The organism is Aquabacterium sp., assembly GCF_016195855.1.
Taxonomy (GTDB): domain Bacteria; phylum Pseudomonadota; class Gammaproteobacteria; order Burkholderiales; family Burkholderiaceae_C; genus Aquabacterium.
In genome coordinates this window covers 453,233-465,370 of sequence record NZ_JACPYU010000016.1, presented here as the reverse complement: position 1 = coordinate 465,370, position 12,138 = coordinate 453,233, and the positions used below count along the sequence as shown (strand labels likewise).

The window sequence follows — 12,138 nt, the reverse complement described above, 5'->3', positions numbered from 1 at the left end:
GCCGTTGGCGTTTGTCACGACGACCGCTCTGGCGGTGCGTCGCTCATGCCATCCACATCACGTGATCCTGGATGGCGCTGCACCTGCACCGCACCAAGGTAGGCCCCCGAAGCCCGTATGCGCGCGTGCCCGGCTAACCTCGACACGGATTGCCGGGCCCGACGGTCCAGCTCCGGCGGCACCACCTGCCCGCCCCGCACTGGGGGCGCGGTCCCGGCCAGGGCCTCATAGTGCGAGATCAGCGCCTCATGGCGCAGGCCATGTGCGGTCACTCCCCGTTCGCGCACGGTGATGCCGAACTTGGTCAACACGTAGTCAAAATGCCTGAGGTTCTTGCGCAGGTCATGGGCTGGGTTGCCCATGTGGGCATCCTGGCTGCTGACCACGCCCTGCGCGAATGTCACGGCGGCGAGTCGCGCAGAGCTGTCCAGCGGGATGTGGCGCACCCGGCCTCCCTTGCCCTTGATCTTGGCGTACCGATCCGCCAACTTGTCCTCGGGCGGCAGGCCCGTGGACTCGAAGGGCACGATGCTCTCAAATGGCCGAAAGAGCACCGATTCCTTGCGCCGCAGCCCCATGGCGCGGATCAGCCGCAACGAGGCTCCCACAAAGCGGTCGTGGTCACAGACCTGGGTGATCACGGTGTCGATGTCCACCCCTTGTGTCGACCAACCCTTGTCTCGGCTGGCGTACTCATGGCGCTGGTATTCGTCAATGCTCAAACCATAGTGGTCTGGTGATCGCACGAAGCCATGCTTGCCCATCCACATGGCCAACCCACGCAGAAAGCTCAGGTAGGTCTGGATCGTCGCCGGGGCTAGGTGCTCTCGCTGCCAGACCTGCACCATGGCCCGGAGGTGCTTTTGCCCCAGGTTGCGTGGGTCAGGCACCGTCTTGAACCCGGCCTTCGTCTTCAAGTCTCGAAAGAATCGGCGAAGGAACTGGGCGCGCTCCTGCCTTGTCTTGTGTGAGACGGTTTTGGCCATCGAGGTATGCAGGGTGTTGAACAGTTCGATCAACACCTCCAGCACCTTGAGCGGAGGCGTCTTGCCTGTGGGGTAGTGGGCCAGGATGTCCTGGGGCGACTTGCCTGCCCAACTTTGACGGCGTGCGGGTTGGTGCTGGCTTGAGCGCCCAGGGCTGGATGTCTCCTGAACCCGGCGCTTTGAGGATCGAGAGGTGGATGAGTCAGACATGATGTGTGCCCATGGTCAAGGGCCCGCCGCCCGAACAGCGGGTTGGTCGTGAGTGAAGGTGGAATCTCATGGAGATCGCCAATGGCACGGATTCCGTCGCCCCATCGGTTCGTGGTCAAGAATTCAGCGCCGCACGCGACCACGACAGGTGCGGCGCCTACCCAAAGGTTTGTCGGTCGGTGTGCTTGCTTGGATGCATCGACACCGGTCAACTCGGTCTTTCTTAAAAACGAAACGGGTGATCCGTCCCAGTTGTGCATTTCTGCAGCCATGGGGTTGGTGATGCCGGTTTTCCACTTCGAGCACTTAGCAGGGCTTCAAAGTAGGTCTGACTACCAACTGACCAGACGACTAAGCAATTTTGAACTGGCTGAGTCCCTCGGGGAGAGCCCCGTCAGCGTGTCGCAAAAGCTTGACCGGCTCCTGCGGCAGCACGCCAAGGAATGGTCAGCCTTCACGAAGGACCTTGGACCGAGGTCTTTCGTGAGGCAGTGGATACGTAGTAGTGCATCATGACTAAAGAGAACTATGAACTGAGCCAATTTGAGCTCGGCGAGCGACTTAGAAGCGCGCGGGAGACCGCTAACCTGACGCAAGACGTGGCTGCGAAGGCTGCCGGACTTTCAAGAACCACGTTGGTGGCCATCGAGAAGGGGCACCGCGCTGCCAAGCTCATGGAGCTGCAGGACCTGTGCAGGTCCTACGGCGTGTCCGTCAATTCAATCCTGCGTCGTGAGTCTGTCCATGTGGACCTCGTACCTCGGTTTCGCACACTCGCTGAAACTGGCGAACCATGTATAGATACGGCAGCAAGGTTGCTCAACGACTTGGTCAAGGCGGAGGTCGAGCTTGAGAACATTCTTGGTGTTCAAAAGACCTACAACTATCCCGCCGAAAAGAGCATCCTGGCCGGAGATGTGCGCCAACAGGCCGAACAGGATGCACTCAACCTGCGTAACTGGCTCGGGTTGGGGGATGGACCTATCCGTGACCTATACGTCATCTTGGAGTTGCAATTAGGCATCAGGGTGTACACGCGCAAGCTTGACGGCAAGGTGTCTGGGTTGCAGGTATGGGAACCACACTTTGATTGGGTCGTCGCGCAAATAGGTCCTGCAAACGTCCCCTTATGCCCAAGCCTGAGGCGGCTTGCAAAGCGAGTCCGTGTGACCACCGCCCAATGAACTGCGTCTACTTTGCCAGATGCGCACGCCGAGCAGTGGGTGGCCGAGGATCATCTGGGCATGTTGACTCTTTCTGTAGACTGGCGCGGCTCAAGGCGGCACCCCAACCGCTAGGTTCTCATGCCCGACGTGCTGGAAGCTGCAACCCGAGGGGTGTTCCTGTCCCCCACAGTTTTCAGGCTCGCCGTGTACACTAGAAACCGCGTTATGGCTGTCGTTTGACCGGCAACCATCGTTGCAATCACCACCTTCCAGCGTCGGTAAAAATGACGGTAGAAAGAAATCTTGGAACTTCAAAAACCTAGTGTTCATGCGGCTCTCAAGGTGCCGGAAATGATCGAGTGGGAATAAGCGGACGATTGCTTTGGGTGGGCTGGTGAACCTGCATAGGAGTGCCATATGAAAGCGCTGGGCCTGTTGTCCTTGTTGTTGGCCTTGTTGATCGTGGCCGTCCTGACCAGAAAGCAGTTGAGTGCCACACATCAGGGAGCGTCGGGCGTTGCGGCCTCTGCCGCCTCCAGCGCCGGCATTGACCTGCCCAAGGTGGATAACGCTGACGATGCCCGCCGAGTTCAGCAGCGCGTTCAGGACGACATGAACCGCTTGACGCAGGGCAGGGCCTCCGAGGTGGATCGCGGCGTCGAAGGCGCCGACAAGCCCTGAGCAAGCGTCCCAACCCGGATTTCTGACTCATGTCCGGTCAAATGTCTCTGGATGGTTTCGAGCCCAAGACAACGCGGCTCTACAACCTGTTTCTGGCTTTGATGCCCGATGCAGGCGCCGCAGCGCGCGCGCAAGCCCTGGCCATGAGCCTGGGGCAAGCGCAAGGCGTTGCGGTGAAAGCCACGCGAACAGCTCGCTTTCACGTAACGCTGTTCCACGTTGGCAACTTTCTGGACGAGATCCCGGCGAGCACGCTGAGTGCTGTCAGGCAGGCGGCACAGCGCATGGCCGCCGCGCCGTTTGATGTGGCGTTCGACAAGGTGGGAAGCTTCAAGGGCAAACCAGGGCGCTTGCCGATCGTGCTGCTGGGGGCCGCGTCACCAGGGTTGATGTCATTCCAGTCCGATCTGGATCAGATGATGAAGCGGGCTGGTTTGACGCACGGAGAGCATCACCGCCAGTTCACGCCTCATCTGACCTTGTTCTATGGTCGCTCGCCGGCGCTGGAGCGGCCCATCGATCCCATTACCTGGCGGGCGCAGGATTTCGTGTTGATCCGTTCCGTGGTGGGCGAAGGCGTCTATATTGAAGAGGGACGCTGGCCTTTGCGTCCTGCATCGCCATTGCCCAAGCCTTGAATGCCTGTGATCGACACTCAGAACACATCGTCCGACGAATTCGCCATGCGCATCGCGCTGGACCAGGCCCAGAATGCCTGGCTGGCTGGCGAGGTACCGGTGGGCGCTGTGATCATGCGCCAGGGCCAGGTGATCGCCACGGGCTACAACCGCCCCATCACCACGCACGACCCGACCGCACACGCCGAGATCGTGGCCTTGCGACATGCCTCGCAGTTGCTGGAGAACTACCGCCTGCCCGAGTGCGAGGTGTTCGTCACGTTGGAGCCTTGCGCCATGTGCGCCATGGCCTTGATGCATGCGCGCTTCAAGCGTGTAGTGTTCGCCGCAACCGATCCCAAAACCGGTGTGGCCGGCTCCGTGCTGGATCTGTTTGCCAACAAACAGCTCAATCACCACACGAGCATCGTCGGTGGGGTGCTGGCCGATGCCAGCAGCCAGTTGCTCAAGCAGTTCTTTGCCGAACGTCGGGCACACATCAAGGCGTTGAGGGACGAGCGTCGAGCCTTGTCCGCCAAGCAAGCGCTGCATGGCATGGACGTGATCGAGTCGGGCGAATCACCGGATGAGCTTGAGTCAATTCCAGTTGGCCACGTCATCGAACTGCCCGGCGATCAGGGTTGACCGTCAAGGCGATGGCCGGGCAGGCGATGGCAGTCCATCCCTGATGGCCTGCGCCAGCGCCACAACCGACAGCGGCGCACACCCTTCTGCCTTGTTGCTAATCGAGACATAAGCCGGCAGCCCTGCGCCAGTTGTGCCCAGGATCACGCGAGCCAGCGTCTGGCGGGTTTCTTCGTCAGCATCCTGGATGTGATCGAAGGGGGCGTACATGGCCTGCGCGTCTTCATACCCGTAGGCTCCATGGCGCCGATGCAAGTTCCAGCGGCAGACCAAGGGCCCCGGCCAGAGCCTGCGCAGGATGGGCAGTTGCGCCTCGACGGGTGGCATCTTGGCATGCAGTCCGAGGCAGTAGGTGGCACCAACGTCGCGCAGCATGGCCACCAGATCCGGGATGATCTCGGGCGCGACCATGGCCGCATCACGAAATTCCACGGCGATCACGCCATCGGGTGCTGTGGGGCGCAGTGCAGGCAGGGGGCGGAGCAGGGCATGCAGTTGCGCCAACAGCCTGTCGCGTTGCCGAAGCCACTCTGGAGGCAGGGGACTGATCTGGAACACCAGGGCACCCACCTTGTGCCTCAGGCCATGCAGCGCAGGCCGGATGAACTCCTGCTCGGCCAGGCCCGCGTCCAGAAACACCGGGTTATGTTGAAGCCCCCGCCCTTTGTCATCCCGTACCAAGGCGTCACAAACGGACGATGGCGCCTTGACGATGAAGCGGAAGTCATCGGGCACCTGTTCGGCATAGGCGGCGTACTGGCTGACACTCAGTGCCCGGTAGAACGCTCGGTCGACACTGACCGTGCGCATCAAGGGGTGCTGGCTGTAGGCGGGCAAACCATGCCGGGACAGCAATGACTCGCCCACATCCTGAGCCCACACCAGGCCAGTCCAACCCGGGTAGCTCCAGGACGAGGTACCCAGCCTTGCAAGGGGCGGCAATCGGGCGGCCAGGGCCATGTGCTCAGCCTGAACTTGGGCCGCCTGCACGTGTTTCAGATCGCCCTTGACCTTGGCGCTCGCCTTCGGTGCCACTTGTGGCTTGGCCAGCGAAACTTCGCTGGCCGTTGAAGGCGGGTCAGGGAACAGCGCGTCTTGCATAGGTGATCACCACAGACACAAAAAAGGGAGCCCGCAGGCTCCCTTGTCGCTTGGGCTTACATCCCCGAGTAGTTCGGGCCACCGCCGCCTTCAGGCGTGATCCAGACGATGTTCTGGGTCGGGTCCTTGATGTCGCAGGTCTTGCAGTGCACGCAGTTCTGCGCGTTGATCACCAGGCGGTCGCTGTTGTCGTCGTTCTTCACGAACTCGTACACACCGGCCGGGCAGTAACGCGACTCGGGGCCGGCGAACTGAGCCAGGTTGGTCTGTACGGGCACCGACGCGTTCTTGAGCGTCAGGTGAGCGGGCTGGTGTTCCGTGTGGTTCGTGTTGGAGACGAACACCGAGCTCAGGCGATCAAACGTGATCTTGCCATCGGGCTTGGGGTAGTCGATCTTGGGCATCGTGGCCGCAGGCTTGAGGAAGGTGTGGTCCGGTGCGGGGTTACGCAAGGTCCACGGGGCCTCCTTGATGCCCAGGCGGGGCAGCAGCCAGTGCTCGACGGCCGTCATGATCGTGCCGACGTAGAAGCCCTTCTTGAACCAGGTCTTGAAGTTCTTCGAGGTCTTGAGCTCGTCATGCAGCCAGCTCTTTTCGAACAAGGCGGGGTAGGCGGTCAGTTCATCTTGCTGACGGCCTGCCATCACGGCTTCGAACACGGCCTCAGCGCACAGCATGCCGGACTTCATGGCAGCGTGCGAACCCTTGATGCGGGCTGCGTTCATGTAGCCAGCGTCGCAGCCAACCAGGGCGCCGCCCTTGAAGACCGTCTTGGGCAGGCTGGGCAGGCCGCCGTTGTTGATGGCGCGCGCGCCGTAGCTGATGCGCTTGGCGCCTTCCAGGTACTGCTTGATGACCGGGTGGGTCTTCCAGCGCTGCATTTCTTCGAAGGGGCTCAACCAGGGGTTCTTGTAGTCCAGACCAACCACGAAGCCCAGCGTGACCTTGTTGTCAGCCAGGTGGTATAGGAAACCACCACCGAAGGTCTCGGTGTCCATGGGCCAGCCACCGGTGTGAACGACCAGGCCTGGCTTGGCCTTGGCGGGATCGATTTCCCACAGTTCCTTGATGCCGATGCCGTAGCTTTGCGGGGCCTTGCCGTCATCCAGCTTGAACTTGGCGATCAACTGCTTGCCCAGATGGCCGCGTGCACCTTCTGCAAAGATGGTGTACTTGCCGAGCAGTTCCATACCCAGCTGGAAGTCAGCTGTGGGCTCGCCCGTCTTGTCGATGCCCATGTTGCCGGTGGCCACACCTTTGACGGCACCGTTGTCGTCGTACAGCACTTCGGCCGCAGCAAAACCTGGGAAGATTTCCACACCCAGGCCTTCAGCCTGCTGCGCCAGCCAACGGGTCACGTCGCTCAGGCTCACAACGTAGTTGCCATCGTTGTGCATGCAGTTGGGCACCAGCGCGTCAGGCGTCTTGATCTGGCCGCCTTCGGTCAGCACGAAGACTTCGTCGCCGGTCACAGGCTGGTTCAGCGGTGCGCCCAGTTCCTTCCAGTTGGGGAAGAGCTCGGTGATCGAGCGTGGGTCCATCACGGCGCCGGACAGGATGTGCGCGCCAGGTTCTGAGCCCTTTTCGAGCACGACGACGTTGATTTCCTTGCCGGCCTTCTCGGCCAGTTGCTTCAGGCGGATGGCAGTGGACAGACCTGCAGGGCCGGCGCCGACGATCACAACGTCGTATTCCATCGACTCGCGGGGGCCAAACTGCTCAAGGATTTCCTGGGGCGTCATCGTGATTCCTTCTGTTCGGACAAAACAGGGTTCAGTTGTTTTTAATGAAGTCCGCGATTCTAAGTCGAGGCCGAGCCCATATTCTGACAAAAAATAGCACGACCGTTCGATAATTCCCCCGCTAATACGGGGGATCAAGATTGACTGTGGTCTCTCCCGCAACAAAAGGGATTCGACGGGGGACGTCGTGCTAAGGTCACAGCCGTTTCTGACAGCGAAAAGCTGTCGCATCTCGCATAGGAGCACATTGCATGAGTTACACCATCGACCTGTCGGGCCGCGTGGCCCTGATCACCGGCGCCTCCAGTGGCCTGGGCACCCAGTTTGCTCACACGCTGGCCAAGGCCGGTGCCGCCGTGGTCCTGGCAGGTCGCCGTGTCGAGCGGCTCAAGACCCTGCGCTCCGAGATCGAGGCCTATGGCGGTGATGCCCATGTGGTCGGGCTGGACGTGACCGATGTGGCGTCCATCAAGTCTGCCGTGGCCCACGCCGAGACCGAAGTCGGCGCCATCGACATCCTGATCAACAACTCGGGCGTCAGCACCACCGAGCGCCTGATCGATGTCAGTGAAGACAGCTATGACTTCATCTTTGACACCAACACCCGCGGCGCCTTCTTCGTGGCCCAGGAAGTGGCCAAGCGCATGCTGGCTCGCGCCCAGGGTTCGGCGCCCGGTACCTTCACCGGTGGCCGCATCGTGAACATCGCCTCGGCTGCGGGCTTGCGCACCATGCCGCAGATCGGGGTGTACTGCATGAGCAAGGCTGCCGTGGTCCACATGACCAAGGTGATGGCCGCCGAGTGGGGGCGCTTTGGCATCACGACCAATGCCATCTGCCCTGGCTACATCGACACCGAGATCAACCACCACCACTGGAACACCGAAGCAGGCAAGAAGCTGGTCAGCATGCTGCCGCGCAAGCGCGTGGGCCAACCCAAGGACCTGGATGCCATGCTGGTGAGCCTGTGTGCGGCCCAGAGCGACTTCATCAATGGTGCCATCATCTCTGCCGACGATGGCATGGTGGCCGCCTGACGCACCATGATCAAGCAGGGTCGGGCCCATACCCGACTTGAATTCAAGCGCGCAGCCCGCATCTGGCATCACAGACCCTTTGTGACGCCCTTGCGGGCTTTTTCATGCCGTTGACACCATGCGTTTAGACATCCCGGAACACAAGATCCTCGTCCACGAGTTGTCCTTGCCCATCATGTGGGGCGACATGGACGCGCTCGGCCACGTCAACAACACCGTCTACTTCAAGTACATGGAGCAGGCTCGCGTGTCCTGGATCGAAGCCATCAATGGCGCCGTCGGGGGCGACAAGGAAGGCCCGGTGATCGCCAATGCCTTCTTCAACTTCTATCGCCCCCTCGTCTTCCCGGGCAACCTCGTTGCCAAGCTGTATGTGGCCGACCCGGGGCGCACCAGCATCGACACCTACGTGACCATCGAACGTGCGGACGAGCCCGGCTCACCCTACGCCGCCGGTGGCGCCACCCTGGTCTGGGTGAGCAATGTGGATGGGCGCCCTGTGCCGCTGCCCGAACCCATTCGCGCATTGAAGGGCACACCGGCCCTGCCGGGCACGGACGCCCCGCGCGCCTTGCCGGGCAAGTGAGCAGGGAAGAAGCGGCTTCGCGATCACTGGATTGGTGCATCGGCCTGCCCATGTCGGCAGGCCAGGTCAGCACTGAAACCACAGCCCACGCCTTCAAGGCGTCACCAGGACACGTCATGCACATGCTGGCGTGTCTTTTTCATTCAAAACGCTGGATTTTTGACGGCGACCCGGTGTACGCTTTCCATGTTGCAGTGCAGCGAAAGCCGCATTGATGAACCCCTGTAGCCAAGGAGTGATTGGATGAACAAGGTCTATCCCGACGCCGCCAGCGCGCTGGCTGGGATTGTGAAAGACGGGCAGTTGCTCGCGGTCGGGGGCTTTGGCCTCTGTGGCATCCCTGAAGCGCTGATCGATGCCTTGCAGGCAACGGGCGTGAAGAACCTCACGGTGATCTCGAACAACGCCGGTGTGGATGGCTTCGGCCTGGGCAAGCTGCTCAACACGCGTCAGATCAAGAAGATGATCTCCAGCTATGTGGGCGAGAACAAGGAGTTCGAGCGCCAGTACCTGGCCGGCGAGCTGGAGCTGGAGTTCACACCCCAGGGCACGCTGGCCGAGAAGCTGCGCGCCGGTGGCGCAGGCATCCCCGCCTTCTTCACCAAGACCGGTGTCGGCACCATCGTGGCCGAAGGCAAGGAAACCCGCGAGTTCGACGGCGAGGTCTATGTGATGGAGCGGGCCTTGTTGCCCGAGGTCGCGCTGGTCAAGGCCTACAAGGCAGACAAGTCCGGCAACCTGATCTTCCGCCGCACGGCACGCAACTTCAACCCGGCCGCGGCCATGGCCGGCAAGATCACGGTGGTGGAAGTGGAAGAAATCGTCGAGACCGGGACCTTCGACCCTGACTCGGTTCACCTGCCGGGCATCTATGTGCACCGCATCGTGCTCAACGCGACGCCGGAAAAGCGCATCGAGAAGCGCACCATCACTGAAAAGGCAGGAGCTTGATATGACCCCCACTATCACTTCGTTTCTGCCCCCCAAGGGGGCGCAAGCCTCCCTTGAGGCGGCTCTGCGGAAGGCTTGAACATGCCCTGGACACATGACGAAATGGCGGCACGCGCTGCCCGCGAGTTGCAAGACGGCTTCTACGTGAACCTGGGCATTGGCTTGCCCACCCTCGTGGCCAACTTTGTGAGCCCGGACATCGACGTCTGGCTGCAGTCCGAGAACGGCATGCTGGGCATCGGCCCCTTCCCGACAGACGACCAGGTGGACGCTGACCTGATCAACGCTGGCAAGCAGACCGTGACCGTGCTGCCCGGCTCCTCGATCTTTGGCTCGCACGAGAGCTTTGCCATGATCCGCGGCGGCAAGATCAACCTGTCCATCCTGGGCGCCATGCAGGTGTCCGAGAAGGGCGACCTGGCCAACTGGATGATCCCCGGCAAGATGGTCAAGGGCATGGGCGGCGCCATGGACCTGGTGGCCGGTGTGGGCCGCGTGGTCGTGCTGATGGAGCATGCCGCCAAGAACGGCGAGCACAAGCTGTTGCAGAAGTGCACGCTGCCCCTGACCGGCCTGGGCGTGGTGGACCGCATCATCACCGAGCTGTGTGTGATTGATGTGACGCCTGAGGGCTTCAAGTGCGTGGAGCTGGCGCCCGGCGTGACGCTCGAAGAGGTCCGGCTGAAGACCGGCGCGCACGTGCACCTGTCTCACCTGGAAGCCTGAGCACGCTCACCTGCTTTTGCAGCAAGGCCGCCGATCAGGCGGCCTTGTCTGTTTCTGGCGCCCCGATCAGTCGCTCGACAGGCCACCCGGTTTGCTCTGAGACAATGCGGCCCATGAACTGGATCACCTCGCTGCTGCTTGTTGTCAACCTCTTGCTCCTCGTCTGGCTGCTGGTGCGCCCAGCCCGGCAGAACGATGAGGCCGTCAACAAGGTCGGGGCCGAGTTGAGCCAGGCCTTGCGCGAGCGCAGTGACCAGCTTGAGCGCAATCTGCGCGACGAAGTGGCCCGCAGCGCAACCGGGACGCGACAAGAACTGGGCGCCACACTGGGCACCTTCCAGCAAACCCTGACTTCGCTTCAGGGCGACGCCACCCGCACCCAGAACGAACAGCTGGACAGCTTTCGCACCCAGCTCGCCAGCATGCAGCAAGGCCTGGTGGACAGCCTGCGCGACACCACCCACCAACAAGGCCTTCAAGCGGCCGGCCTGCGCGAGGCCCAGGCTCAGGCCCTGGCGCGGTTCAACGAGGCTCAGGAGGCCGCGCTGCGCCGACTGGGCGAGGGCGTGGCCGAGCAACTGCGCGTGCTGTCCGAGGCCAATGAGCGCCGCCTGAACGACGTGCGCACCACCGTCGAGACCCGCTTGCAGGCTTTGCAGGCCGACAACGAGAAAAAGCTGGAGCAGATGCGCCAGACCGTGGATGAAAAGCTCCACGCCACATTGGAAGCCCGCCTGGGCGAGAGCTTCAAACAAGTGGCCGAGCGGCTGGAACTGGTCCACCGCGGGCTGGGCGAAATGCAGCGCCTGGCCAGCGACGTGGGCTCGCTCAACCGGGTGCTCAACAACGTCAAGACGCGCGGTATTTTTGGTGAGGTCCAACTGGCGGGCTTGCTGGAGCAGGTGTTCACGCCCGAGCAGTACGCCGTCAACGTCGAGACCGTACCGGGCAGCGGTGCCCGCGTGGAGTTCGCCATCAAGCTGCCAGGGCAGGGCGGCACCGATGGGGCGCCCCTGTGGCTGCCCATCGACGCCAAATTCCCCCGCGAAGACTATGAGCGCCTGCTGGACGCACAAGACCGGGCCGATGCCCCCGCCGTGGAAGCCGCGGCCAAAGCCGTGGAGCAGCGCCTGCGCCTGGAAGCCCGCACGATCCGGGACAAATACCTCGCACCGCCCCACACCTCGGATTTCGCCATTCTGTTCGTGCCGACCGAAGGCCTGTATGCCGAGGCCCTGCGCCGCCCCGGCCTGGTCGAATCCCTGCAGCGCGAATGCCGCGTGATGCTGGCCGGCCCCACGACCTTGCTGGCCACGCTCAACAGCCTGCAGATGGGTTTCCGCACCCTGGCGCTGGAAAAGCGCTCCAGCGAAGTCTGGCAGGTGCTGGGGGCGGTCAAGACCGAGTTCGGCAAGTTCGGCGACGTGCTGGCCAGGACCCGCAAGAAGTTGGAAGAAGCCAGCAACACGATTTCGTCTGTTGAAACCCGCACCCGCGTGATGGGACGCGCACTCAAACAGGTTGAAGCCATGCCTGATGCGCAAACGCAGACCTTGCTGCCCAGCGAGCCAGGTTTGGAGCCGGGTTTGCCCTTGGAAGACGAGGCCTGACTCAAGTCCTCAGCATAAATAACCGATAGACAGAGACCGAGTGTCCTGTTTACCGATTTGGGGCCATGAGTGCTCCCGGT

The 12,138-nt window shown here is 62.1% G+C and carries 12 protein-coding genes; 9 read left to right on the top strand and 3 right to left on the bottom strand.

Annotated elements, in window-relative coordinates:
• Positions 1 to 14: 14 nt before the first annotated feature.
• Positions 15 to 1,196: a phage integrase N-terminal domain-containing protein gene (locus HY019_RS15435; RefSeq protein WP_290693822.1), complete on the bottom strand. Its 1,182-nt coding sequence runs from the start codon at positions 1,194 to 1,196 to the stop codon at positions 15 to 17.
• Between the two features lie 512 nt (positions 1,197 to 1,708).
• Between HY019_RS15435 and HY019_RS15430 the strand changes: the two genes are divergently transcribed.
• The 4 genes from HY019_RS15430 (at position 1,709) to tadA (ending at position 4,305) form a co-directional block, all read left to right on the top strand.
• The gene (locus HY019_RS15430) at positions 1,709 to 2,380 is read left to right on the top strand and encodes a helix-turn-helix transcriptional regulator (RefSeq protein WP_290693819.1); all 672 of its coding nucleotides are present in this window, start codon (positions 1,709 to 1,711) and stop codon (positions 2,378 to 2,380) included.
• A gap of 399 nt (positions 2,381 to 2,779) precedes the next feature.
• Entirely contained in the window at positions 2,780 to 3,043 is a 264-nt protein-coding gene (locus tag HY019_RS15425; protein WP_290693816.1) for a hypothetical protein, read from the top strand.
• A 29-nt stretch (positions 3,044 to 3,072) separates the two neighbouring features.
• Positions 3,073 to 3,681, top strand: a complete 609-nt coding sequence (locus HY019_RS15420; RefSeq protein ID WP_290693813.1) for a 2'-5' RNA ligase family protein — start codon at positions 3,073 to 3,075, stop codon at positions 3,679 to 3,681.
• Between the two features lie 6 nt (positions 3,682 to 3,687).
• Entirely contained in the window at positions 3,688 to 4,305 is a 618-nt protein-coding gene (gene tadA / locus HY019_RS15415; protein WP_290693810.1) for a tRNA adenosine(34) deaminase TadA, read from the top strand.
• Between the two features lie 3 nt (positions 4,306 to 4,308).
• Here tadA and HY019_RS15410 read toward each other — a convergent pair whose 3' ends face one another.
• Positions 4,309 to 5,406 (bottom strand): DUF72 domain-containing protein, encoded by a 1,098-nt coding sequence (locus HY019_RS15410; protein ID WP_290693807.1) that lies wholly within the window; start codon positions 5,404 to 5,406, stop codon positions 4,309 to 4,311.
• Positions 5,407 to 5,462: 56 nt separating this feature from the next.
• Positions 5,463 to 7,148, bottom strand: a complete 1,686-nt coding sequence (locus HY019_RS15405; RefSeq protein ID WP_290693804.1) for an electron transfer flavoprotein-ubiquinone oxidoreductase — start codon at positions 7,146 to 7,148, stop codon at positions 5,463 to 5,465.
• Positions 7,149 to 7,399: 251 nt separating this feature from the next.
• Here HY019_RS15405 and HY019_RS15400 point away from each other — a divergent pair, with 251 nt between their 5' ends.
• The 5 genes from HY019_RS15400 (at position 7,400) to rmuC (ending at position 12,058) form a co-directional block, all read left to right on the top strand.
• Complete coding sequence (locus HY019_RS15400; protein WP_290693801.1) at positions 7,400 to 8,185, top strand: SDR family oxidoreductase; 786 nt, start codon at positions 7,400 to 7,402, stop codon at positions 8,183 to 8,185.
• A 118-nt stretch (positions 8,186 to 8,303) separates the two neighbouring features.
• The gene (locus HY019_RS15395) at positions 8,304 to 8,771 is read left to right on the top strand and encodes a thioesterase family protein (RefSeq protein WP_290693798.1); all 468 of its coding nucleotides are present in this window, start codon (positions 8,304 to 8,306) and stop codon (positions 8,769 to 8,771) included.
• Between the two features lie 243 nt (positions 8,772 to 9,014).
• On the top strand, positions 9,015 to 9,722 hold the full coding sequence (locus HY019_RS15390) for a CoA transferase subunit A (protein WP_035034115.1): 708 nt from the start codon (positions 9,015 to 9,017) through the stop codon (positions 9,720 to 9,722).
• An 81-nt stretch (positions 9,723 to 9,803) separates the two neighbouring features.
• A complete protein-coding gene (locus HY019_RS15385; protein ID WP_290693794.1) occupies positions 9,804 to 10,448 on the top strand; it encodes a CoA transferase subunit B in 645 nt (214 codons plus the stop codon).
• Between the two features lie 113 nt (positions 10,449 to 10,561).
• Complete coding sequence (gene rmuC, locus HY019_RS15380; RefSeq protein WP_290693791.1) at positions 10,562 to 12,058, top strand: DNA recombination protein RmuC; 1,497 nt, start codon at positions 10,562 to 10,564, stop codon at positions 12,056 to 12,058.
• Positions 12,059 to 12,138 lie beyond the last annotated feature (80 nt).